We start from the raw sequence: 22,773 nt of genomic DNA on the forward strand, positions 1-22,773 counted from the left end.
AAATTCGGAGTTGCACTGCCGTAACTTCGAATTTTTTTATGCAACTCTAATTGTTGATAGTCGCAACATTTGTGATGTGATTTTTGACAAATTTTTTGCCAACCATTTAATTCAAATTCCAATCGATTAAACCATTCTCATTGCATGGGGAGTATACTTTAATTCACTTCACATTCAATTTTTTGCACTGTATATCTATCTTTTCAAAAATATCATTTCCATCATCTACATCACAACATATAATTATCTAGTTTTCTAAAAACATTACTATGGAACTTATAGATGTTATGCTTAAGAGAAGAAGTACAAGGAAATTCAATGACGAGCCGGTGACAAAGGAGGAACTGGACAAGATTCTCCAAGCCGCTCTTCTTGCACCGACCAGCATGAACCGCAAGCCGTGCAATTTCATGGTGGTTGAGCGAAAGGAGACATTGACTGATTTGGCAAATTCTAAAGACCATGGTGCAGACTTGATCAATGGCGCCGATAAGGCCATTGTCGTAGTTGCAGATACCATGGTTGCCGATACATGGATTGAAGATTCATCCATTGCCCTGACCTATATGCATCTGATGGCTACAGAGCTTGGCCTTGGAAGCTGCTGGGTTCAGATTCATTTGAGGTCCAAAAACGGAAAAGATTCCGAAGAGCTTGTCAGGGACATTCTGAAAATTGATGACCACTACAGGATTGTAGGCATCATGGCATTGGGCCATTCCGACGATATTCCTCCGGCACATGAGCCGGCAGATGTCGATAAGAACAAGGTTCATTTCATGGTTTAGCTACTTTGCACCCTTGACAAGTTACAAAATCTTTATAAATGTTTCAAATTAACATTTAATCAGAGGGATTAAAAAATGCATGTTAAAGATTTATTGGATTATTTAGATATCAGGGTCAAGTTGCCTCAGCATTGGTATTCAACAGACATCAGCAACGATTTTGAAGATGCAACTCTTTTGGAAAATGATGAGATAATCAAAATTGAGGCTGCTGGCGAAAAAAACACAAAAGTGATTGTCATTGATGTCAATGACGGTATGAGCGTTGTCACAAGGTTTCCCGATGGCAAGGTCATCGGCGTCAAGTACCTGGAGAACAAGGACGATTTTGAATATATCGGAAAACCTTCCGAACTGTATTACTGATGAAAATATTTATATATTCATTTAAATATAATCACAATTATACTATAGGAGGAATCAATTATGGTTGATAAAAAAGCCCCTGCAGATGGTTGGCCGGTAATTAGCGGTGACTATATTGTAGGAGATCCGGAAAGTCCAGTTGCAGTAACTACTCTTGCTTCCCACATTGAAGCAGAACTGTCAGGAGCAGCTATTGCAGGCCCATGTAAAACAGAAAACTTAGGCATTGAAAAGGTTGTAGCGAATATTATATCAAATCCGAATATCAGATTCTTGATTTTGGCTGGTGCTGAGGTCCAAGGACACATTACCGGTCAAAGTATTCAGGCATTGTATGACAACGGAGCAGACCCTGACAAAAAGAAAATAACCGGCGCTACAGGAGCAATTCCATTCGTTGAAAATGTTCCTCTCGAGGGTATTGAAAGATTCCAGCAACAGCTGGAAATTGTTGATTTGATTGATACTGAAGATATCGGAACAATCCAATCAAAAATCAACGAATGTGTTGAAAAGGATCCTGGTGCACTTGAAGCCGACCCGATTGTCATGGAAGTTGACGAGGAAGAAGAAAAAATGGTCATCGTCGACAAAAAAGGCAAAAAGGAAAAATCTGAGGCATAACTGTCTCACTATCTCTATTTTTTTATTTTAAGCTTTTTTTCAGTTAATGGGCATTTGCCTATTTTTTTCTAATTTTATAATATTTTGTTTTTGAATTTTTTTGCATTGACACCTCCGTGATTTTGCACTTTTTTGCATTTTTTCAAAAAATACAAAAAACTTTATATATGTCCTAAAATAGATAATGTTTTACAGCTTAACAAATGTAATTTTTTAAAAAACATAATTAAAATAGTTAAGTTTATATACTATTAAAATCAATGTAATGTTGAAAAGTGCATAACTTTTCAAAAAATGCATTGACTGTTACTAAAAAATCACACCATTGTATTTTAAGGTGCATTATAAAAGAATAAGCGAGGTAATAATATGAACCCAAATATTAATTGGAGCGAAAAAGTTAAAGATTTGGATGAAACAATTAGAAAAGAAATTGGTATGGAAGAAGAAAACGAAGCTAAACATATCTTAATCAAAGTTCAAACAAAGTCTGCTGAATCAATTGAACCTGCATTCATTGTCGGGGAAGATGAGACATTTCTTGATTTGTTTGTCTTGTCCCCACAAGGTTCAGGCCTTACTTCAACAGCTGTGTTAAAGAATAACATTCAAAGTGTAGGAGTTATCGGAGGAGTCTCTGCTGAAAAAGTTGACCCTTCTGAAATTCCTGATGAAACACCGCTACTCGATGACGTAGCAGGTCTTTACCAATAAATTAGTTTTGGCTCACCACCAAAACTAATGCTCATTCAACCACCATCTTCAAATAACTTTCTTTGAAAGGGATTAACATGCAAAAGATGATACTTAATGATATGGCCGAAATATTTTCCGGCTTATCATATAGACGTTACTTAGATGAAAACGGAGAGGACTTCAAAGTCATTGTTCAAAGGTCCATTAAAAAGGACGGAGATCTATCTGATTTTGAAGAGATATCTCTAAAAAGCAATATTAAAGAAAGATATTTTACACAAAAAAATGATGTTTTGATGAAAATGACCTATCCATATGATGTCGTTTGTGTAAAAGAGGAAAACCTTGTTATAAGTGATAGGATAGCAATAATAAGGCTTAAAGAAGGTTATGATCCGGATTTCATTGCCCATCTCCTGACCAATGCCCATATTAAAAAGCAGCTCCACGAGCTTGGAGGCAGCGGCAAGATACCTCACACATCACTAAAAGAGATAAAACAACTTCAGATTATTGTTCCGGATTTGAAAACACAAATGAAATATGGAGAACTTTTAAACACCATAAACGATAAGATTATTGAGGATTTGCGTCAAGTGGAATATGACAGGCACCTTAAGGAAGCGATACTTAATGATTTATGGGGTGAAAGTACATGAGGAATAGGAAATCCATAAATTATAAGATTTTAAGAATGCTGATGTCTCAATCAAGGGGATATAAGCTTCCTCCTGAAACAGACTACATAGTAATGTATGCATTTTTGTATAAATACTGCTCAGATACCATAAAAGATTTTTTGCAGCTTGAATTGAAGGACAAGGAACTCACTATTGATGAAGCTTACAGGGATAAGGGCTATCAGGAACATTTGCTTTTTGATTCACTCAAATTAAACGGTTTTTATATTAAAAGTTCTGAAGCTTTCATTGAGGAAGTCGTTAACAACAACTACTCAAAACCTGGTTTTTTGCCGGATTTCTTAAAGATATTTCCCAAAAACATTGTATTCAGTTCAGAATATCACAATTCCGATTATTTTGATTATATGTTTGCAACCATTGACAATGAAATCGACACATTCCAGTTCACAAGCGAAGAGGCTCACAATATCGGTGAGATAATTAATCTGATTTCTCAATTCGATGTTTTCGATTCAGATTTCGAGTTCAGCGAGGTGTTCAGCATAATTTCAGATTCCAAACTGATGCACATCGGTTCAAATCCAGAATACATTAATCAGATTCTGTCTCGAATCGTTTTGTCTGAGAAAAAAACCATCAACAGCGCATATGATCCATTCATAAAGAATGGGGAATCCATAATGAAGTTATACGAAAGCATAGGATATGATCTGAAGTATTGCTATGGTAAGGATTCGCACAAGCTCAATTACTTTTATACTCTTGTAAAATTCTTTATAAACCATTTATCATTCAAAGACGTCTTCTTAAAGAATGAAGATGCATTGGATTCCATTGACATTAATGGATCATCATTTGATGTCATATTGTCAAAGATTCCAATTGCCATAAAGAACTACTATTCATCAAATGTCAATCAAAGCAGAGAAATAGCTAAAAGAAATAAGCGCAGCGAACTCGAAAGCCTGCTTCTGGATAACTTCGGTATGGATGGAGATTCATTCAAGCAGGATAGTGAATTGAATATTGCTTTGGAAAATCTTGTTGAAAAGATTGATCTTGAAAATGAATCCGGAACCGATTTTATTGGGGAATATGAATCACTTAAGGAAAGCGAATTCCTGTTTTTGCTCAATCTTATTGATTCTCTAAAAGATGACGGAATAATGGTGGTAAGCATTTCCGAGAATTTCCTGTTTAAAAACTCCCTGGAGACCCTTAGAAAATATCTCACATACAAGAAAAACTACATCGATGCCATCATTCGCATTCCAAATGAAATCATACGTTCCAGACCGGAAGTGGTTATCGTATTTAAGAAAAACAGGCAAAATGATGACATTCTATTCATTGACATGGCAGCGGACTACGAAACTCAAAGAAGCGGCCGTGCATATCCTGGACTATTTAGAAAAAATCTCATATTGGATAATAATACTATGGCTAAAATGGAAAATGTGTATCTAAACAAACTGACAATACCAAAATTTTCCAATCTGATTTCCATTGAAGAAATAAAATGCAACGCTTTTAATTTGTCAGTTTCCCGTTATGTGGACACTTTTGAAGGGGAATTCATTTCACTTGACCAGTTGGCTGATGAAAAAGAGGAAATCGAATCAAATATAAATAGTTTGAATATTAAAATAGAAAAAATGATGGATGAATTAGATATCAGATTTTAAACCGATATCATCATTAATTTCATCCTCAAAATTATTTTCTAACTTTGTGAAATATGATAAGTGGATAATTTTGTCCTTATATGTGTATAGCGTTCCAAGACCTTCATCATTTTCAAATTCAAAGGCTTCCTCAAGGCCGATATTGCCTCTTTTTTCAAATGCTGAAGCAAATGCATTGTCTATCACGTTCTTTGCGGCATCAGTATTTATTGTAAATGTCTTGTTTTCAACCTTTGAGTCGATCAGGTAACTTTTCAATATCTTTTCATGAAACTCACGGTATATTTCAGGGTTTAAGAATATTTCAAAGCCTTTGATTTCTCCATTCACAATAATCAGAACACCGTTTTGACTGTCTTCAACATTGAACTCTTTTATTACTTTTGCATGGTCTGTTTTCAGGTTTTCGTAGCTCTCCTCCATTGCGCAGGTTGGAGATGCATAATCGTTTTCGACCTCCAGGCTGTTGATGGATGACCAGATGACATTCTGAAAGGAGCCTGAATTTCTTGAGGCATATTCCTTTGCCCTTCGGGTATTGTAGTTTGCAATATAGTTTGATTGCTTGAATTCACTTTTGTATGCCCATCTTCCCTTTTCTGTGCAGCTTACAGGTATTTTCATATGACTTTTCGCATTGACCAGAATGGTGGAATTGACGAGACGGTTCTGGTCTCCTCCAACAATCTCTTCACCATCAATCAGAATCAGCGGAACAACTGAATTGTTTTTAACAATTACCGTATTCACTGTGGATGTTTCACATTCCTTGACTTCGACAAGTCCCAATTCAAGGCCTTTTTTAAGGGTCAACAGGTCAATGTATGATTTTTCAGTTTTTAATGGAATTATCGCCAGATTTTCATGAACCTGCGGATTTAAAAGTTCAATATCATTTCCAAGTGCCATCATTTTTATCGCCTTCAATAGTTTTGTTTAATGTATTCGATATCCAGTTCTGCAGGATTTTCACTTAAGTAATGAACGTCACTTTCTGGATTTTCAATTTCTTCTATGAATTCGTCAGATGACAATACTTTTGCTATTGCGTTATGATCGGATATGAATTTGATTTGGGCATAGTATTCGTCCTCGATTTTGTCATAAACCCTTCCGGAACTCATACATCCTTTTATGACTGAATTGACGCTATTTGCAAGATATCCTATTTTTCCAAAATATCTCATCTCACAGGCTATTGCCTCTGCATCATATTTGTTGTCCGGTTCCTTAACTAGTTTGACTATTCCATCCAGTTTAAGGGGTTTGGAGCCATGAAATTTGTTAAATGCAATGATTGTTATATACACATTTTCACCTCTTGTATTTAAATTGTGTCAATCTCTTTGATAAGGTTTTCTTGTAAATGGTCGTAGTGGTCAAAAAAATAGGAAAAATTGTAGTAGATTATAATCTACTAACTTTAATTAAAGATTCAACAGGTATGCCTTCAATTTCTGAAAGTCCTGCCTTATCAATTAGGACTGTAACGCAAGTAGGTTCTCCGCCAAGGTCTTTCACGGTGTGAATTACCTCTTTTGCGGTTGTTCCGCTTGTGATTACATCGTCAACTATAACAACTTTCTTGCCTTCGACGTTTGCGAAGTTGGTACTCATTGTACCTTCATCATCACTTTCATCAGCATCCTTTCTGTGCTTGTGAGGGTGGAAAATGGCTAAGGATGTGTCTTCTCCTGTCATGTCTTCAATCAGGTCTGCCATCACGGTTGCAAATGGAATTCCGCTGACTGCAACACCAACAACAGTATCAACATCTCCATGTGATAATGCCATATCGCTTAAAGCGCCTGAAACATAACTTAAACGGGTGGAATTTCCGCCGATGCTTTTCCAATTGATAGCAAAGTCAACTGGCGCTTCAGCTTTTACTTCTTCTGTTTTCTGGAGAGTTAGCCATCTGGCAGTATCCATACTAACATTAAGTTCATCAGCTATCTCACCGGTTGTAAATCCGTGTTGTCTTAGTTCTTGAGCTTTTTGAATTAATTTTTGTTTCACATTATCACCTATTCGAGTTGTTCAAAACTAATTGGTTTATGTTCTTTGGAGGATCTGTTCGCAGCGATGACCATTTTAAGAGCTTTAAGTCCGTCTTCACCGGTAATCTCGGGCTCTTCTTTGTTCATCACTGAATTTAAGAATGAGTTTAATTCACTTTTAAGAGGTTCTTCATGCTTGATTTGAATGTCTTGAGCAAACTTACCATATACTTCAATACTTTGTTTGATGTAGTCTACAGATATGATTCCTGCAGTACCTGTAAGCTCCAATTCTCTACGCTTATATGGTGTAAGCCAGTTCACTTCAATGATTCCGGTCGACTCGTTGTCAAAGTTAACCATTATCTCTGCATGGTCTTCAAATTCACTGTCGTCAAAACTGCAGTTCATTGAACCGTAAACCTGGGTAACTTCCTCTTCAAATAAATAATTCATAATGTCTAAATCGTGAATAGCTAAATCTATTGAAACACCAACGTCCTTGATTCTTGGTGGGAGCGGCCCTACTCTTTTTGCGAATGCGGATACGACATCGCCAATGACTCCGTCATCAATAAGCTCTTTAGCTTTTTGAACAGCAGGATTGAATCGTTCAACATGTCCTGTCGCAAGAAGGACTCCTGCCTCTTTAGCAGCTGCAATCATTTCTTCAGCTTCTTCCACTGTAAATGCAATCGGTTTTTCCACCAGAACATGCTTTCCATTCTTGATAGCTTCCATTACCACTGCATGGTGGAATGTGGTCGGTACACATACACTTACCGCTTCTATTTCCGGATTTTCCAATAGTTCGCTATATTCTGTAAAACCTTTGGCACCATATTTCTTTTCAATTTTTTTGAGTGCTCTTTCGCTTACATCACTTACAGCGAGTAAATTCGCTTGTTCCATTTTGTGGTAGACACGAACATGGTTTTCACCCATCGCTCCTACTCCGACAACTCCTACGTTAATAGTTTTCAATTTAATTCCTCCGTTTAAACGTAATCTGTGAAAATTTTTCCGATGCGCCTGCCAAGTTCAACCGCATCCTTTACGGATCCTTTTTCACTGTGCTCTTTAAGGATTTCTCCTTCTTTAGTCAATAATATTGAGTAAATATTAAATTTGTTGTTATTCATTTGTGCTATTGAACCGATTGGCCATTGACAGCCGACGCCCAGCTCTTCCAACACTTTCTTTTCTGCAAATACTTCTTGCATTGAAATGTAATCATTTAATTTAGATATTTTCTCTTTCATTTCACTATCCTTACGGGTAATTATTGCCAATGCGCCTTGGCCGGCAGGGGGTGTGATATAATCTAGTGGAAATACATTTTTAATGTATTGGGTTAGATTTAACCTTTTTAAGCCGGCTTGTGCCATTATAGTGGCATCCAAATCGCTTTCCAAAGCTTTTTGGATCCTTGTTTCAATATTTCCTCTGATAGGTTTGAGTTCAAATTCTTTATTATAATGATTACAAAATGCTTCTCTTCTAAGACTGCTTGTTCCAAGCTTTGAACCCGGGCCCAAGTCGTTCCAGTCTTTTTTGGAAATTAGCACTTCATTTGGAGATTCACGTTTTGGAACAGCCACGATTTTCAAATCCGCATCGAGTTCGGTAGGCAAATCCTTAAAGCTGTGCACGGTGAAATCAACTTCTTCTTCCAGAAGGGCTATATCCAGTTCTTTGGTAAAGAGTCCCTTTGAATCCATGTTGTACAATTGGGATGTGGTGATTTTATCTCCCTTTGTTTTAATAATTTCAACATCAATAGATTCTCCGGTTATTTTAGATAAATCGGCACATACCTGATTTGTTTGTGCTAAAGCTAATTTACTACCGCGTGTTCCTACAATCATTAAGTATCTCCATTTGAAAATTTTTCTTTTATAGTATAACCTATAAGATTTTGGTACATTATTAACTTTTAGAATTAATCTATATTAAATGTTTCAATTTTTTGAAAAATTCATCTTTGTGAAAGTTTGCGGTAATCTGACCTGTAGATGAAAAGAAGGTTTTTATCATTGCTTATAGCTAAATCATAAACATCATAATAGTTCTTGAAGTATTGAGTTTTTTTAGTTAATCTTGGCTCAATTGACAATCCCAATTCACCGGTCAAGATGATGTCTGTGTTTAGTGTGTTTAAAAAATCGGATAGTTTTTCTTCATCAATCTCTTCACATGTAATTCCGTAATCTCCTCCGATTGAGATATAGTAATCTCTCAAATTTTGAATCATGTTGATGGATTCCTTTATGGCCTCTGTATTCAATCCTGGATTGATCTCTTCAATGATGGTGGAATTTTCAATTGTTTTTTTAGTGGTTCTGCCAGGTATGCCCTTGTAATTTCCAAGCCCTTTAATTATATTGTCGGATTCGATTTCCAGACTAAGACAAGTCAATATCACTCCCAAAACATTGCTTACGTGGTGTGGTCCTGGAGCAAATGTTTTCACTTTGATCTTTCCGGAAATGAGGTTGCCATTTATTGTTTTTATATTATTGTAGGCGATTTCCAGGCTGGTCTGGTCAAGGTCATATTCTGCATTGTCAACGAACAAGTTTGCTGTGTGGTCAGTTAGGGAAAATGTGTTGGTCGTTTCATGTTTTATGTCTGAATAGTACTTGACAAGAGCCTCCTTTTGAATGCATACGCATTTACATCGGAATACCTGTTTTTTGGCCTCACTGGCGGTGCTTCTTCCCTTTGCAATGGGGTAGTCTTCAACGATATTCAATAAAAGTCCTACATCCCCAATTCCGCTCACTCCTAAAGATGATTCAAAGATTGCTGAGTTGTATTTTCTTAAGTTTTCACTCACAACCGTGCCCTCAGCTATTTTGCAAATGGGATTTGCTATCTTGTAGGCTAAATCAACTGTTTCTTTAATGTTTGCAGGGGCAATTGAAATGTCCTTTTTTAAAACGATTTCCTCGTTATTCTCATATAGAAATGCTCCAAGGCTGGACAATATCAAGGGGTTTTCATCAATAAGAATTTCCTTAAGCATAAATGCAGAGGTTGTTTTTCCCTTAACTCCGGTTATTTCTATTTTTGGGATTCCATCTCCCCAATCCTTAAGGATTTCTCCGATGATTTCATGATGGCTCTGGAAAGTCCAGTTCAAATCAGGGTTGAATGATTTTATTTCATCAAAACTTAAAGGCATGTGGATGGGATAGATTACATTCATATCTCCTTTAAAGTCACTCAATTCCTCAAGCTGGATTAGTTTAACGCCATAGACCTCAAGCATTTTGGCATCGATGCCTTCCAATGTGTTGTAAATGTCATAAGAAAGAACATTTTTGCCCTTTTTGGATAAACTGATGGCTATTTTTACTCCGCCATGTGTCAAATCAATTACAAGATTGTTCATTGTTGCACCTAGGAGGATTTTTTGATTCCGCCTTCGTTTAATTTGTCTTTAACTTTTTCATAGAAGTATTTGGTTGAAGTTCTAATGAAAAGGGCATCTTTAGGGGATTTTCTAAACTTGATTTCCTCTTCATACTTGGCCTCTTCATTAATCTGGCCATCCATAACGAATACTGCATTTTTACCTTTTTTAAGCAATTTGACGGTAATTTCACTGTTGTCTGATACGACAAATGGTCTGGCTCCCAGTTTATATGGGCAAATTGGATTTATGATGAATCCTGCAACTTTGGGATCCACAATAGGGCCTCCTGCAGACATTGAATATGCTGTTGAACCGCTCGGTGTTGAAATGATTAGTCCGTCGGCTCTCACCTCTTCGATGATTTCTCCATCGACCAGTATCTGGAAATGAAGCATTTTTGCCGGCTTGTCTGTCATCACCACTACCTCGTTCATGGCCTTGAAGTTGTGGTTTTCGTGGGATACTATGAGTCGTGTTCTTTTTTCTTTGTAGTATTCTCCCTTCATGATTTCTTCAAGTGCATCAAAGGTATGCTCGACTTCGATTTCTGTTAAAAATCCGACAGTGCCCATGTTTATTCCAAATAATGGAATGTTGTTGTGCATTTTATTGTGTGCCCTTAGAAGTGTTCCGTCCCCTCCAAGAATCAGAGCCATGTCACAGTCGAAATCAAAGAGGTTTTCTGATATCTTTTCGTAGTCAATGTTAAAGTTGATGTCATCAAGCATCGGTGCGATTTTAGGGTATTCCTCTTTGCTTTCCTGAATTATCTTATCTAAATCGGGATTTTCCTTTAATTTAACCAGTTCATGTACCAATTGATTTTCTATGATTACTTCACGGCCATTTGTAAGAAAGTAATCAATTATTTTTGCGGCAAATATGATTGGTGGGGTCTGGTCAATTCTTGATATGATTCCGATTTTACCGATTATGTCTGCCTGATTATCATTCAGTATGTCAATCATTTGCTTGTGCATTATTTCATTGTTTGCAGCAACAACGATTGCTTTTTCATAAATGCTCAATACGTTATTGAGCTTTTGGCCGTATTTGTCTGTTATGATTCCTCCCGCTTCCTCAAGTATTAATTTTCCTGCGGCGATATCAATTATTCTGCTTCCTCTCAAATCAAGAAATGCATCATATTTTCCGCTTGCAACATAGGAAAGCTCTAAAACGACACTTCCTAAAACTCTCATACGACGTGCACTGTCGACCAGTTTTGAAGCTTCTGAAGTTCCCGATTTTGTGAATCCTCCAAGTGTCATTTGATTGACTTTAATGACTTTGCTTGGCTTGACCTTTTTATTGTTCAATTTGCACCCTTTACCCTTTTCCGCTTCAAAGAAGTTACCGTTTGCTAAATTGTATAAAAATCCGAGTTCGACATCATTAATTGTTGCAACATGTCCCTGATTGACATCTGCAATTGCAATTGAAATGGCATAAGCGGGGATTTTTTTTATTGCATTTGTTGTTCCGTCGACCGGATCGATTAAAAATATGAATTTTGGGGTTTCATCCTCTTTCAAATCAGTACGTTTCAGCTCTTGGGTTAAGTTAATTCTTCTTTTGGTTCCTTTTCCTAATTTTACTTCTCCAATTTCTTCGCTGACCAAATAGGAATAGACATCTGCATTTTTCAATATTGTGACAATTTTTTCTTCTGCAACTTGGTCTATGAAAGATGTGGGGGTTCCGTCAGCGCCAGTCTTTACTTCTGCACCTGCCAGTTCTGTTCCGGCATACTCCCTTACTGCAGGTCCGACTTCCTTAATTATTTTATTTGCTAATCTTCTGGCGATTTTCCTGGTTTTTTTATCCATTTTCATTACTCCACGATGTCGTCATTCAAATAAACTACTGAAGATATGCATGATGCAATGTTTTCAACTTTTGTAGTTGAATATTCGATAATCAACTCCTTTATTTCTACTTCACGCTTATCCATCATGTATTTTACCATTTCCTTAGCTTCATCAATTAGTTCCGTAGGGTTTCTGTTGATTCCGGATGTCTCAACGACACAACCCAATTCCTCTCCGATAGCCAATCCAATCACAGCAGTAATTTCGTCTCCAGGATTGTCTGAAGTGATTTCTGATAATACACAGTTTACCATAGCACCTGCTTTTAATTTTGGCAGCTTTTGGATTTTGGCATTCCCTGCAAGCATGCTGGATACTTTTATGAGGTTTACATCTCCAATTCCGGCACTTGTCAGCGCATTATCAAATGCATTCAATTTTGTTGGTCCTTCATCCTTTCCTGAAACTATTGCTATCTTCATTCTATCACTATTCTAATTATGTTTTTCAATGTATTTAAATAATTTAATTAATTTAATATTTTTGGAATATAATTTTTTTGAGATGATTAAACGAATACTTTATATAAAATGGAAAAGATAATTTATATTAATCTAATAATATTCCTTATTATAAGATTAAAAACCGGTTTTTAAAAAAAATGGAGGAAAATTAATGTCAACAAAAGTTGTAGAAATTAAAACATTAAAAGTTGGAAAATACATTGTTTTAGGAGGAGAAGCTTGTAAAATCATTAGTTACACCACTTCATCTCCTGGTAAACACGGAGCTGCAAAAGCAAGAATTGAAGCAGTCGGTGTTTTCGATAATCAAAAAAGAAGTCTTGTAAAACCTGTAGATAACAAAGTAGATATTCCTATTATCGACAAAAGATTAGGACAAGTAATCTCTATCCAAGGCGACAACGTACAAATCATGGATATGGAAAATTATGATACCATTGACTTACCAATGCCTGAAGACTTAAAAGATGCAATCGTTGAAGGTATTGAAGTAGAATACATTGTTGCTATGGGAAATATGAAAATTATGAGAACTAGAGGATCATAAGTTCTCTTTTTTATTTTTCCTTTTTTTAGATTAATTATGCTTTTAAATACCTATGAACCATGGAAATTTGCATTTTCTTGTGAAAATGATGAAATAACTGAAAATTCATTTGGAATTATAGGAGTTCCATTTGACAGCACTACTTCTTATCACTCCGGTTCACGTTTAGGACCAATTGTTGTTCGTGAAGCTTCATTTGGTTTTGAAAAATATAATACTGTTTTTAATAAAGATTTGACAACTCGTTTTCATGATTTCGGGGATGTAAATGTTGTTCCCGGCAACTGTGAGGCAACTTGCAGGATAGTTGAGGACACTGTCAATGAAATTTTGGACTTGAACCTCAGGCCGATAGTCATAGGAGGGGAGCATTCAGCTTCCATAGGAGCCATCAAGGCATTGATTAAAAGATATGGAAAACTGACAGTAGTACACCTGGATGCCCACAGGGACCTTGCATTTGACTTTATCGGTGAAAAGTATTCTCATGCAACTGTAATGAGAAGGGCTCATGAAATGGGAGCCGATTTGGTTCAAATTGGAATCCGATCCTCTTCGGCTGATGAAAATGAATTTGTAAAATCAACATATAATATCCAAACATTCAAGAATAAGGACGTCCACAAACATATGGATGCCATTGAGTATTTCCTGATAAATATTGATGGACCAATTTACATTTCAATAGATATGGATGTTATGGACCCGTCTATTGCTCCAAATGTCGGTAATCCTACTCCTGGAGGATTATTCATTTCTGAAATCGAAGCAATTATTGAAACTTTGGCTCACAGAAACGTTGTTGGGCTGGATGTTGTTGAGACTGCCAGCAACCAGCTAGGAGATAGTACTGCTGTTGTAGCGGCGAAAATCATTTATGATTTTTTAACATTGGTCGAATAGTTCTGATGTAAAAATTAATAGATAGTTTTAATATCACTTTTTTTTAAATAGTAATATGTAAATTAATTTTTTTTGGATGATTATATGCTGGACAATTTTTTCAAATTAAGTGAAAATGGCACTGATTTCAAGACAGAAATCGCTGCAGGCATTACCACATTCCTTGCAATGGCTTATATTTTGGGGGTAAATCCTGTTGTTTTGTCTGATGGTGGAATGCCTGCTTCTGGAGTGTTCTTTGCCACTGCAGTATCTTCTGCTATTGCTTGTTTTATTATGGGTATTGTTGCCAAATATCCGATTGGATTGGCTCCAGGTATGGGGCTGAATGCATTGTTTACATATACGATTATATTGGCGATGGGAAACACTTGGGAAACTGCTCTTGCTGCAGTATTCCTCTCAAGCATAATCTTTTTGATAATCACCATTTCAGGTTTGAGGGAAGCCATCCTAAATGCCATTCCTATTGACTTGAAGTTGGGTATCGGTGCTGCCATCGGCTTTTTCTTGGCATTTTTAGGATTAAAAGGTGCTGGAATCATTGTTGCTGACCCATCCGCTATTGTTCGCATGGGATCTCTTATGGCTCCTCCAGCGCTTCTTGCATTGATTGGCATTATCATTACATTGGTTTTATATGTGAAGGAAATGCCGGCTGCCGTATTTCTCGGATTGATTGGGACCGCTATAATTGGAGTGATCTTTACTGCTTGCGGATTTGGTGCGGGCAACATATTGATGCCTTCACTTCCGGCGCATATCGTATCGGCCAATTTTGATTTGTCATTGTTTTGCGGATTCATCAGAGGGTTTGGACAGCTTTTCTCAAACATTCCGAACCTGATAATGATTTTGTTTTCATTGATATTCGTAACGTTCTTTGATACGACAGGAACTCTGATGAGTTTGGGAAGACAGTGTGGATTCATTGATGATGAAGGCCAGGCCGTCGGAATCGAAAAGGCATTCATGGCTGATGCAGTTGGAGGTATTGTCGGTGCAGTATTGGGTACCAGTACAGTTACTGCATTTGTGGAAAGTGCTGCAGGTATCGGAAACGGCGGCAGGACAGGCCTAACAGCTATCGTCACAGGTTTACTGTTCCTTCTTTCAATATTCTTTGCGCCATTGATATTGGGGCTGTTCACTTCTCCAGTTACCTGTGCAGCATTGGTGATTGTCGGCATATTGATGATAAGGCAGTTAAAGAATGTTCAGTGGAACAGTATGATTGTGGCCGCATCTGTATTCATGACTATCATCATGATGATTCTGACCTACTCCATTTCATTAGGTATCGCTTGGGGATTCGTGATTTACACAGTCACAAGCATTGCTAGCGGAAAGGCAAGGGATTTGGGTTGGGGAATCTGGCTGATGGTTCTAGTATTCATTATATATCTGTTCTTTGGACTTTAGACTTTTATTTTTTAAAAATCAGTCATTGTATTCTTTTTCTACTTTGTCAAGATAATATTTACCTTTGTCGGTGATGCTGTAAAATCTGTATCTTTTGTCTTCTTCGTTGAGACATTCCACCAACTCCGCTTCTTTCAATGTCTTTAAATATTTGGAGACATGATTGCTGTTGTCGTTGATGTCCTTGCTTATTTTTGATGGAATCTTATCTTCTTTTTTTAAGGACTTAAGCACTTTTACTCTTTTTTTGGAACGTGCCAACAGTGATATAATGCTCATATCATCTTTTTTATTTAATAGATATGTATAGGATATTAGCATGCTAATAGCAATGTTTATATTATGGGGTTAATAAAATTACTATTACAAATTATGGAGGTTTTATATGAATAGTAAAATATTAACTTTTTTAATAGTATTTATTGCAGTTATTTCAATTGCTAGTGTATGTGCAGTTGATTTAACAAAGGAAAATGACTTTGATGGAAAATTCAAAATGAATTGTACTGAAAATACTAATTTTACAGTGAGTGATAGGTATTCTCCGGAATATGTATCTAATCAATCATGGATTAATAATAATGAAACCATGTATGTATGTTATTATGATATGGGAATGGATAATTTGATTCCAATCATTAAAAGTAATACATTATTCACTGGTAAACCAAAAGTTGAAGGGAATTTAACAATTTTTGAAGATACCACTTCTCCTAAAGGTGCTAGTTATGCTGTAAAATATTTTGTTGGTGTTTCTTCACCAGAAAATAAAACAGTATTTGTTGGATGCGATGATTTAGACCTTGCAAAACAGTGCATAAATACAATTGAATTTAGTTAAGTAAACATTTTTTTGTTTACTTAACTTTTTTTTGGAGGTAATATGAATAGGAAACTATTATTTACTTTAGCAATAATTTTATCAGCAGTTTTATTGGTTTCCAGCGTAAGTGCAATTTGGCCTTTTGATGGTGGATCAGATGTAACCGTTAATGGGATTAATTTTCATCTTCCTGACGGATTTAATCATGTTGAAAAAGAAGACCAGTTAAACGGTAATGGTAACTATGAAGCTTATACCTATGATAATGAGAATAATCATGAATTTATAAAGATTTGTGTGGTTGATTTTGATGGTGATGAAACATCATTATATAATTCATTAATTAAGAAGGGATTTTCACAAAAAACAATTAACGGAAAAGAAGGATACGGCCGCATATATTCTGGTGGTCCCAGATACGGTTATGGGTATGTTGAAAATGGAAAATATGTCATTTTGGATATTCCTTTTGTTTATGCCGATGAAGGATTGCAGCATGATGAATTGCTTGCCAAAATAATTAAATGAGGAATGAAAATGGGTGAGGATATTGCACAGAATATTGAATTTGAACCTATAATTAAAGGTGCTGTTGCGGGAATTATTCTTATCATAATCGGTTGGTTTACTTCAGGGTTTCTCGGTTTGTTTGGTGTAATTATTGGTTCGGCAATTTCCGGATTTTTAACCAATAACTCAACTAAATATGCATTAATCTATGGCGCAATTGTAGGGATAATATGTAGTTTTCTAATGTTGACTGCTTTTACAATACCTCTTTTTATAATACTCGGATTATTTGGAGCGTTTATTGGTAAAGTTGTTCAAAGTAATATAAAATAATTTTTTATTTTTTCTCTTTTTTTTTTAATGAGATCGTGATTTCATTTTAAATCTGATGTCTCGAATTGTAGAAATTACTGGAACCAACAGGAACAGATACATAAACTCCTCTGAAACATTGTAATCCAAAAGATTTACGGCAATGGTAATGCCCATAAGGATGATGAACGTATTTATAACGTATCTCTTTTCACTTTTTGAAGGTTTTTTCGCTATATGCATGATGATACATTATTAAAAAGGTCAGGATTGTCAAAAATATATTCATTCCAAATAGCACTTCCGCTATGAAAAACTCTGAATAATTACCCATCATGGATGTTGTAAATGGAGTAACGGATATGCAGGCCAAAAAGAACATATGTATCCATAAATGTAGCATATTCAATGAATCAATCTTTAAAAATTCATGATGATAAACCCAAAAGGAACTGACTAGAATAAAACTTACAATGGTTAAACCAAAAGTATGGGCATTTGCTTGTAAAAAAGTTATAAAATCCGTTTCACTTAACAATTGTGCTCCTGGCAAAGCCATACTAAAGACCAAAAGAGTCATTACCATGCCGAAAATGCCGTCAGTCAAACCTATCAATCTTCCGGGGTCGATATCAATATTTTTATCAAAAGTTTGCACAAACTCTTGAAAGAACCCATTTTCTATTGTATCTACTTTTTTTTCGACATTAGGTTTTGTTAAGTATTTTTCTTTAAACTCGTCCCTAAACGATTTGATTCTTTCAAGATCTTCTTCATCCAACTCTTCTGCTATGTCATAAAGCCCTGATTTAAAGTAATTTTTTAAACTTTCATAATCATGAAACTCTTCGAATTCATCATCTTTGATAATATCACCGATTTTTTGTTAATTTAAAGTATGTATTTAGTAAATATATAATTTTTTTACTTCTCAAATGGGATCTTTCAACAATATAACAATAAAATTAAATATTACCAAAACCAAAGTTATAATATTAACTAAAAATGGAGCATATTGTTATGAATAAAAGAACTATTGAGCTTTCTGGCCATATTATCGACTCATTGACTTTAACAAGAACAATGGGCATAATCATGGACAAAGGCGGAGAATTTGACATATTGGAAATCGATATTGGACGTAAAAAGTCAGACGTAAGTCATGCAAAGATTGAAGTATCTGCGGATTCTCCCGAATTGTTGGATTCTATTTTAGATGAATTGTCTGTTTTAGGTGCATCAATTGATGATATTAAGGAAGTCAATCTTGTTGCATCAACTAAAGACAAAGTTGCTCCTGAAGGATTTTATTCATCCTCTAATCATACCACTCATATTTTCTACAATGGAAATTGGATTCCTGTCGAAGATATTGAAATGGACTGTCTTGTAGTTGTGGATGAAAATGAGAAAAGGGCATTTGTAAAGCCTATATCTGATGTTAAGGCTGGAGACAAGATCGTCGTTGGCCTTGATGGGGTTAAGGTCACACCTCCTCACAGATCACGTGACGAACAGCAGGTGTTCGAGTTCATGAACAGCGAAGTTTCTTCCGAAAAGCCTTTAATGAATCTCATCAAGGGGATTGCTGATGAAATGAAGGAAATCAAGGAAAAAGGCGGAAAAATAGGTATTGTTGGTGGGCCAGCAATAGTTCACACAGGTTCAGGCAAATACTTGGCAGCTCTTGTTAAGGAAGGATTCATCGATGTCATTATGGCGGGAAATGCTCTTGCAACTCATGATATCGAGTCAAATCTGTTCGGAACTTCATTAGGTATTGAAGTTGAAACAGGTAGGATTGTAGCTCACGGTCACACTCACCATATGAGAGCAATCAACAGAATCAACAACTCCGGCTCCATTAAAAAAGCGGTTGAAGACGGCACTTTGACTGGAGGTATCATGTATGAGTGCGTTAAAAATGATGTTCCATTTGTTCTTGCAGGTTCGATTCGTGACGATGGACCTTTGCCTGATGTCATAACGGACATTACTGAAGCCCAAAGGATAATGAGGCATTATGCTCAGGAAGTGGATATGGTCATCATGATCGCCACCATGCTTCATTCGATTGCAACAGGAAATCTTCTCCCTTCAAGGGTTAAAAGTATTTGTGTTGATATCAATCCATCTACCGTTACAAAATTATCAGATAGGGGAAGCGCTCAGGTTGTTGGTATTGTAACGGATATTGGTACATTCCTGCCACTCCTCTACAATTCTCTCATGGAGGATTGATTATGTCATTTACGGCATATATTCTTGATGTGATAACTGATACGATATATCCTGCAAAAATTACAATAGAAAACGGATTATTTAAAGAGATTACTCCAATCACACTTGATGAAAAATATGGGGTTGATGTTGAAGGATTAATTGTTCCTGGTTTCATTGATTCCCATATTCATATTGAAAGCAGTATGATTACTCCTGCTCAATTTGCCAAGATTGCAGTGCGTCACGGCACTACTGCTGTTGTTTGCGACCCTCATGAAATAGCCAATGTTTTGGGAATTGAGGGGGTTGAATCAATGATTGAAAATGCAAATCAGGTTCCTTTTAATTTTTATTTCGCAGCACCCTCCTGTGTGCCTGCCACCCCATTTGAAACTTCAGGCGCTACTTTGGATTCATCTGATATTGAATATTTGCTTAAAAAGGATGAGATTGTTGCATTAGGGGAAATGATGAATTTTCCGGGTGTTATAAATGGTGATGAGGAGGTTATTCGTAAGATTGAATTGGCAAAACAATACGGCAAGCCAATTGACGGTCATGCTCCATTGCTTTCCCGTGATGATTTGGATAAATACCTTGCACAGGGTATAAGCACTGACCACGAATGCAGCAATATTATTGAAGTCCTCGAGAAAAAGCTGAAAGGTATGAAAATTATGGTGAGGGATGGTTCATCCGCCCTGAATATGGAAGGACTTTTTGATATATATAATGATGATTCGTTTCTTAAATATGAAAATGAGTTTAACGTCTTTTTTAAAGATATTTTTGACAACAAGATTTATTCTCCATTATTTGATTTCATTGTAAGTGATGATAAACATCCAAATGATTTAATCAATGGTCATCTAAACTTGTCCATTAAAAAAGCGATTAATCTTGGCATTGATGTCTTAAAGGCAATTCATATGGTAACGATTAATCCCGCACAACATTATAATCTGAATTGCGGAGCCATTGTGGAAGGTGCGAAGGCAGATTTTATAGTTCTTGAGAGCATATATGACTGTAATGTCTTAAAAACATATATTGGTGGGGAATGTGTCTTTGATGGAGAAAATGTATTATTTGATGTTCCGGAAATTGAATTTGAGAATAGTATAAATGCTTCCAAAAAAACTGCCGGTGATTTTGACATACATTATGATGGTGATGAATGTGAAGTCAATGTAATCGAGAGTTTGGATGGGGAGTTGTTGACCAAGAAATTAACTGCGAGATTACAGGTTAAGGACGGCATAGTTCAACCGGATATTGATCAGGATGTTTTAAAGATTGCTGTTGTGGAACGCTATGGTGGAAACACTGTTGCAAATGCATTCATCAAGGGATTTGAACTTAAAAAAGGAGCTATTGCATCATCAGTTGCCCATGATTCACATAATATAATTGTCATCGGCTGTGACTCAGAAACTATGGCGCAGGCTGTCAATCAGATAATTGATGATGGAGGAGGCATTTCTATTGTAAGTTCGGACTTCAATCATTCCTTGCCACTTCCGATTGCAGGATTGATGTCTAATGAAGATGCATATGATGTTGCCCATGATGTGAGTGTCCTGCGCAATATGGCAAAGGATTTGGGCTGTCAGCTTGAAGCTCCATTCTTGACAATGGCATTCATGGCATTGCTTGTCATTCCGTCAATCAAGATTTCAGATAAGGGACTCTTCGATGGAGATAACTTTGAATTTATGGATGTGATTATTGATTAGAGGTTATGTCCTCTTTTAATCAATTCTTTTTTTATTTCCCGCATCGCTTTTATATCTTCTTTTCTTCCAACCTTTAAAACGACACGGTTGGCCTCTTTAAAATGGGTCAGGTATTCCTCTTTTTTCTCATCATTAACCAAATCAAAGCGTGTTAAATTGGTCAAGGATTCAATAATATATCCAAATCCTCTATTCATGGCTTTGACAGGTTTGTTAATTATCAAATCGGTTGCTTCTGATTTAAACACAATCGCTTCACCTTTCTTTTTTATCGGATCGCTTTGCTTGACTGCTTTGGTAAATCTAAATGCTTCGCATTTGAAATATGCATCAGCGCATTTGAGGGACATGTCATCATTGAAATGGCTTTGAGGTAAATTTCCCAAGGTAGAAGTCTTAAACAGTTCTGGGTCATGGGTGATATTGACAATAAACTCTTTTTCACGGACAATATTGTCCAAAGTATGACTTCCCTTAAAGATACGATTGATGATTCTGTTTTCGCCGGCACACAGCACACCGATGGGTGCGGCATTTTTGGTTCCATCCTCATTTTTTGTTGTTATTATCGTTTCGTATTGTCTGCCCTTTTCCATTCCAATTGAAGTTAAATTTACTTTCATATTAACCATTTTTAAAAAACCTTTTTATATCTTGATTAACAATATAATAATTATAATATTTAATTTTAAAGGAGTTTTGAGCTATGAAATATAAGATGTATGATGAGATGATGGAACAACCGGATTCCCTTAGAAAAACTTTTGAAAGTGAAATGTCTACTATGGATGAAGTTTCTAAATTAATTTCAGATAAGGATAAAATCTATTTAATCGGTTGTGGAAGTTCTATTTCAACCTGTTATAGTGTAAGGGATGCAATAAGGATGTCCTCCACTAATATCGACATTGAAGTTTATACAGGCTATGAATTTTACTATAATAAGAAATTGGTTGAAAATGAGAATGCAATAGCTATTTTCACATCACAATCCGGCGAAACCGCCGATACTCTTGCTTCACTTAGAAGAGCAAATGAATTTAATATACATACTGTTTCAATTTCCAACGAACCTGAAAGCTCAATGATTAAAGAAGCTAAAACTCCAATTGTCACTAGGTGTGAAACTGAAACTGCAATATTGGGCACAAAAACATATATCACTCAACTTGCATGCCTATATCAGATTTTATTCACTGCCAGTGATTATGAAGCTAAAGATGAATTGTTGGCTCAGTTAGCTCAAATGCCTGATACTATTGAAGAGTTATTAAAAACCACAGAATATGCCAACAGATTGTTGGCAGAGGATTTCAAAAAAGAGGATATTTTCTACTGTTTAGGTTCCGGACCAAACTTCGGTCTTGCTTATAAGTTGGCAATGACCATGCTTATGGAAGGTGCAATCAAGCATGCTTGCCCTGAGTATTCTGCTGAATTCAGACATGGATTGATTGAAAGGGCAGAAAAAGGTGTTCCTATCATATTTTTAAGGTCTGATTTTGAATCTGACGAGATTACCGACAAGGCAATCGACTTTTCTGAAAACTTGAAATTGAAATCAATCATTTATGAATTAAAGGATTATGCTGATGTCGACAAGTTATTGTCTCCGTTTGTCCTTGTAATTCCATTGGAATGGTTCATCTATTACTTGGCACATTATAATGGTGAAGATCCTGGTGCTACAAGACACATCGGAAAAGTCAGATATTAATTTTTTTAAAAATAAGTAAAA

27 protein-coding genes are annotated in these 22,773 nt (G+C 36.1%); 15 read left to right on the forward strand and 12 right to left on the reverse strand.

The features are described 5' to 3' along the window. Window positions 1–269 precede the first annotated feature (269 nt). The 6 genes from QZ138_RS06035 to QZ138_RS06060 all read left to right on the forward strand — a co-directional run bounded on the left by QZ138_RS06035 (window position 270) and on the right by QZ138_RS06060 (window position 4,803). Window positions 270–788 carry a nitroreductase family protein gene (locus QZ138_RS06035; RefSeq protein WP_292887443.1) on the forward strand — a complete coding sequence of 173 codons (519 nt, stop codon included), beginning with the start codon at window positions 270–272 and terminating at the stop codon, window positions 786–788. A gap of 75 nt (window positions 789–863) precedes the next feature. Then, window positions 864–1,154 carry a hypothetical protein gene (locus QZ138_RS06040; protein WP_292887446.1) on the forward strand — a complete coding sequence of 97 codons (291 nt, stop codon included), beginning with the start codon at window positions 864–866 and terminating at the stop codon, window positions 1,152–1,154. Window positions 1,155–1,214: 60 nt separating this feature from the next. Continuing rightward, window positions 1,215–1,778, forward strand: coding sequence for a tetrahydromethanopterin S-methyltransferase subunit A (mtrA, locus tag QZ138_RS06045; protein ID WP_292887449.1), 564 nt, complete (start codon window positions 1,215–1,217; stop codon window positions 1,776–1,778). Between the two features lie 369 nt (window positions 1,779–2,147). Continuing rightward, a complete protein-coding gene (locus QZ138_RS06050) occupies window positions 2,148–2,492 on the forward strand; it encodes a hypothetical protein (RefSeq protein WP_292604323.1) in 345 nt (114 codons plus the stop codon). Window positions 2,493–2,569: 77 nt separating this feature from the next. Continuing rightward, on the forward strand, window positions 2,570–3,133 hold the full coding sequence (locus QZ138_RS06055; RefSeq protein WP_292887452.1) for a restriction endonuclease subunit S: 564 nt from the start codon (window positions 2,570–2,572) through the stop codon (window positions 3,131–3,133). After that, on the forward strand, window positions 3,130–4,803 hold the full coding sequence (locus tag QZ138_RS06060; RefSeq protein ID WP_292887455.1) for an N-6 DNA methylase: 1,674 nt from the start codon (window positions 3,130–3,132) through the stop codon (window positions 4,801–4,803). Before QZ138_RS06055 ends, QZ138_RS06060 begins: the two co-directional genes overlap by 4 nt. On the opposite strand, the gene QZ138_RS06065 is transcribed toward QZ138_RS06060, so the two are convergent. The 8 genes from QZ138_RS06065 to QZ138_RS06100 all read right to left on the reverse strand — a co-directional run bounded on the left by QZ138_RS06065 (window position 4,786) and on the right by QZ138_RS06100 (window position 12,517). Continuing rightward, on the reverse strand, window positions 4,786–5,715 hold the full coding sequence (locus tag QZ138_RS06065) for an ARPP-1 family domain-containing protein (RefSeq protein ID WP_292887457.1): 930 nt from the start codon (window positions 5,713–5,715) through the stop codon (window positions 4,786–4,788). The two genes, QZ138_RS06060 and QZ138_RS06065, sit on opposite strands and share 18 nt — an antisense overlap. Before the next feature lie 11 nt (window positions 5,716–5,726). Next, window positions 5,727–6,113, reverse strand: a complete 387-nt coding sequence (locus QZ138_RS06070; RefSeq protein WP_292887460.1) for an HIRAN domain-containing protein — start codon at window positions 6,111–6,113, stop codon at window positions 5,727–5,729. A gap of 97 nt (window positions 6,114–6,210) precedes the next feature. Beyond that, window positions 6,211–6,822 carry an orotate phosphoribosyltransferase-like protein gene (locus QZ138_RS06075; protein ID WP_292887463.1) on the reverse strand — a complete coding sequence of 204 codons (612 nt, stop codon included), beginning with the start codon at window positions 6,820–6,822 and terminating at the stop codon, window positions 6,211–6,213. Window positions 6,823–6,830: 8 nt separating this feature from the next. Further along, window positions 6,831–7,787, reverse strand: coding sequence for a Gfo/Idh/MocA family protein (locus tag QZ138_RS06080; protein WP_292887466.1), 957 nt, complete (start codon window positions 7,785–7,787; stop codon window positions 6,831–6,833). Window positions 7,788–7,801: 14 nt separating this feature from the next. Next, on the reverse strand, window positions 7,802–8,671 hold the full coding sequence (hemC, locus tag QZ138_RS06085; protein WP_292887469.1) for a hydroxymethylbilane synthase: 870 nt from the start codon (window positions 8,669–8,671) through the stop codon (window positions 7,802–7,804). Window positions 8,672–8,781: 110 nt separating this feature from the next. Then, a complete protein-coding gene (gene cfbE / locus QZ138_RS06090) occupies window positions 8,782–10,200 on the reverse strand; it encodes a coenzyme F430 synthase (RefSeq protein WP_292887472.1) in 1,419 nt (472 codons plus the stop codon). Between the two features lie 8 nt (window positions 10,201–10,208). Continuing rightward, window positions 10,209–12,053 (reverse strand): bifunctional NADP phosphatase/NAD kinase, encoded by a 1,845-nt coding sequence (locus tag QZ138_RS06095; protein ID WP_292887474.1) that lies wholly within the window; start codon window positions 12,051–12,053, stop codon window positions 10,209–10,211. 5 nt (window positions 12,054–12,058) lie between these two features. Beyond that, window positions 12,059–12,517 carry a pyruvoyl-dependent arginine decarboxylase gene (locus QZ138_RS06100; RefSeq protein ID WP_292887477.1) on the reverse strand — a complete coding sequence of 153 codons (459 nt, stop codon included), beginning with the start codon at window positions 12,515–12,517 and terminating at the stop codon, window positions 12,059–12,061. A 193-nt stretch (window positions 12,518–12,710) separates the two neighbouring features. Here QZ138_RS06100 and QZ138_RS06105 point away from each other — a divergent pair, with 193 nt between their 5' ends. From QZ138_RS06105 to QZ138_RS06115, 3 genes are all read left to right on the forward strand, one after another. Next, entirely contained in the window at window positions 12,711–13,106 is a 396-nt protein-coding gene (locus QZ138_RS06105; RefSeq protein WP_292604345.1) for a translation initiation factor IF-5A, read from the forward strand. Between the two features lie 36 nt (window positions 13,107–13,142). Then, window positions 13,143–14,009 (forward strand): agmatinase, encoded by an 867-nt coding sequence (gene speB, locus QZ138_RS06110; RefSeq protein WP_292887480.1) that lies wholly within the window; start codon window positions 13,143–13,145, stop codon window positions 14,007–14,009. An 84-nt stretch (window positions 14,010–14,093) separates the two neighbouring features. Beyond that, complete coding sequence (locus QZ138_RS06115) at window positions 14,094–15,431, forward strand: NCS2 family permease (RefSeq protein WP_292887483.1); 1,338 nt, start codon at window positions 14,094–14,096, stop codon at window positions 15,429–15,431. Window positions 15,432–15,449: 18 nt separating this feature from the next. Here QZ138_RS06115 and QZ138_RS06120 read toward each other — a convergent pair whose 3' ends face one another. Further along, entirely contained in the window at window positions 15,450–15,710 is a 261-nt protein-coding gene (locus tag QZ138_RS06120; protein ID WP_292887486.1) for a helix-turn-helix transcriptional regulator, read from the reverse strand. A gap of 106 nt (window positions 15,711–15,816) precedes the next feature. On the opposite strand from QZ138_RS06120, the gene QZ138_RS06125 reads away from it, so the two are divergent. The 3 genes from QZ138_RS06125 to QZ138_RS06135 are packed head-to-tail and all read left to right on the forward strand — an operon-like array spanning window position 15,817 to window position 17,097. After that, complete coding sequence (locus QZ138_RS06125; RefSeq protein WP_292887489.1) at window positions 15,817–16,272, forward strand: hypothetical protein; 456 nt, start codon at window positions 15,817–15,819, stop codon at window positions 16,270–16,272. A 42-nt stretch (window positions 16,273–16,314) separates the two neighbouring features. After that, window positions 16,315–16,782 (forward strand): hypothetical protein, encoded by a 468-nt coding sequence (locus QZ138_RS06130; protein WP_292887492.1) that lies wholly within the window; start codon window positions 16,315–16,317, stop codon window positions 16,780–16,782. Between the two features lie 9 nt (window positions 16,783–16,791). Then, window positions 16,792–17,097, forward strand: coding sequence for a hypothetical protein (locus QZ138_RS06135; RefSeq protein ID WP_292887495.1), 306 nt, complete (start codon window positions 16,792–16,794; stop codon window positions 17,095–17,097). Window positions 17,098–17,121: 24 nt separating this feature from the next. On the opposite strand, the gene QZ138_RS06140 is transcribed toward QZ138_RS06135, so the two are convergent. Together QZ138_RS06140 and QZ138_RS06145 are read right to left on the reverse strand one after the other, a co-directional pair. After that, window positions 17,122–17,319 carry a hypothetical protein gene (locus tag QZ138_RS06140; protein ID WP_292887498.1) on the reverse strand — a complete coding sequence of 66 codons (198 nt, stop codon included), beginning with the start codon at window positions 17,317–17,319 and terminating at the stop codon, window positions 17,122–17,124. Next, window positions 17,288–17,857 (reverse strand): TMEM175 family protein, encoded by a 570-nt coding sequence (locus QZ138_RS06145; RefSeq protein WP_292887501.1) that lies wholly within the window; start codon window positions 17,855–17,857, stop codon window positions 17,288–17,290. Before QZ138_RS06145 ends, QZ138_RS06140 begins: the two co-directional genes overlap by 32 nt. A gap of 239 nt (window positions 17,858–18,096) precedes the next feature. On the opposite strand from QZ138_RS06145, the gene QZ138_RS06150 reads away from it, so the two are divergent. Together QZ138_RS06150 and ade are read left to right on the forward strand one after the other, a co-directional pair. Continuing rightward, a complete protein-coding gene (locus QZ138_RS06150; RefSeq protein ID WP_292887503.1) occupies window positions 18,097–19,317 on the forward strand; it encodes a TIGR00300 family protein in 1,221 nt (406 codons plus the stop codon). Window positions 19,318–19,319: 2 nt separating this feature from the next. Then, window positions 19,320–21,035, forward strand: coding sequence for an adenine deaminase (gene ade, locus QZ138_RS06155; RefSeq protein ID WP_292887506.1), 1,716 nt, complete (start codon window positions 19,320–19,322; stop codon window positions 21,033–21,035). Here the strand turns inward: ade and QZ138_RS06160 are convergent. Further along, complete coding sequence (locus QZ138_RS06160) at window positions 21,032–21,658, reverse strand: DUF447 domain-containing protein (protein ID WP_292887509.1); 627 nt, start codon at window positions 21,656–21,658, stop codon at window positions 21,032–21,034. The genes ade and QZ138_RS06160 overlap by 4 nt on opposite strands. Window positions 21,659–21,741: 83 nt before the next feature. Here QZ138_RS06160 and QZ138_RS06165 point away from each other — a divergent pair, with 83 nt between their 5' ends. Continuing rightward, a complete protein-coding gene (locus QZ138_RS06165) occupies window positions 21,742–22,752 on the forward strand; it encodes an SIS domain-containing protein (RefSeq protein WP_292887511.1) in 1,011 nt (336 codons plus the stop codon). The last annotated feature ends 21 nt before the right edge of the window (window positions 22,753–22,773 follow it).

It is taken from the genome of Methanobrevibacter sp. UBA212 (genome assembly GCF_905233225.1).
Classification (GTDB): domain Archaea; phylum Methanobacteriota; class Methanobacteria; order Methanobacteriales; family Methanobacteriaceae; genus Methanocatella.

Coding starts and splice junctions, on each gene's coding strand:
- QZ138_RS06035 (WP_292887443.1), top strand. CDS start 270: ATGGAACTTATAGATGTTATGCTTAAGAGAAGAAGTACAAGGAAATTC.
- QZ138_RS06040 (WP_292887446.1), top strand. CDS start 864: ATGCATGTTAAAGATTTATTGGATTATTTAGATATCAGGGTCAAGTTG.
- mtrA (WP_292887449.1), top strand. CDS start 1,215: ATGGTTGATAAAAAAGCCCCTGCAGATGGTTGGCCGGTAATTAGCGGT.
- QZ138_RS06050 (WP_292604323.1), top strand. CDS start 2,148: ATGAACCCAAATATTAATTGGAGCGAAAAAGTTAAAGATTTGGATGAA.
- QZ138_RS06055 (WP_292887452.1), top strand. CDS start 2,570: ATGCAAAAGATGATACTTAATGATATGGCCGAAATATTTTCCGGCTTA.
- QZ138_RS06060 (WP_292887455.1), top strand. CDS start 3,130: ATGAGGAATAGGAAATCCATAAATTATAAGATTTTAAGAATGCTGATG.
- QZ138_RS06065 (WP_292887457.1), bottom strand. CDS start 5,715: ATGATGGCACTTGGAAATGATATTGAACTTTTAAATCCGCAGGTTCAT.
- hemC (WP_292887469.1), bottom strand. CDS start 8,671: ATGATTGTAGGAACACGCGGTAGTAAATTAGCTTTAGCACAAACAAAT.
- cfbE (WP_292887472.1), bottom strand. CDS start 10,200: ATGAACAATCTTGTAATTGATTTGACACATGGCGGAGTAAAAATAGCC.
- QZ138_RS06095 (WP_292887474.1), bottom strand. CDS start 12,053: ATGGATAAAAAAACCAGGAAAATCGCCAGAAGATTAGCAAATAAAATA.
- QZ138_RS06100 (WP_292887477.1), bottom strand. CDS start 12,517: ATGAAGATAGCAATAGTTTCAGGAAAGGATGAAGGACCAACAAAATTG.
- QZ138_RS06105 (WP_292604345.1), top strand. CDS start 12,711: ATGTCAACAAAAGTTGTAGAAATTAAAACATTAAAAGTTGGAAAATAC.
- speB (WP_292887480.1), top strand. CDS start 13,143: ATGCTTTTAAATACCTATGAACCATGGAAATTTGCATTTTCTTGTGAA.
- QZ138_RS06115 (WP_292887483.1), top strand. CDS start 14,094: ATGCTGGACAATTTTTTCAAATTAAGTGAAAATGGCACTGATTTCAAG.
- QZ138_RS06120 (WP_292887486.1), bottom strand. CDS start 15,710: ATGAGCATTATATCACTGTTGGCACGTTCCAAAAAAAGAGTAAAAGTG.
- QZ138_RS06125 (WP_292887489.1), top strand. CDS start 15,817: ATGAATAGTAAAATATTAACTTTTTTAATAGTATTTATTGCAGTTATT.
- QZ138_RS06130 (WP_292887492.1), top strand. CDS start 16,315: ATGAATAGGAAACTATTATTTACTTTAGCAATAATTTTATCAGCAGTT.
- QZ138_RS06135 (WP_292887495.1), top strand. CDS start 16,792: ATGGGTGAGGATATTGCACAGAATATTGAATTTGAACCTATAATTAAA.
- QZ138_RS06140 (WP_292887498.1), bottom strand. CDS start 17,319: ATGCATATAGCGAAAAAACCTTCAAAAAGTGAAAAGAGATACGTTATA.
- QZ138_RS06150 (WP_292887503.1), top strand. CDS start 18,097: ATGAATAAAAGAACTATTGAGCTTTCTGGCCATATTATCGACTCATTG.
- ade (WP_292887506.1), top strand. CDS start 19,320: ATGTCATTTACGGCATATATTCTTGATGTGATAACTGATACGATATAT.
- QZ138_RS06160 (WP_292887509.1), bottom strand. CDS start 21,658: ATGAAAGTAAATTTAACTTCAATTGGAATGGAAAAGGGCAGACAATAC.
- QZ138_RS06165 (WP_292887511.1), top strand. CDS start 21,742: ATGAAATATAAGATGTATGATGAGATGATGGAACAACCGGATTCCCTT.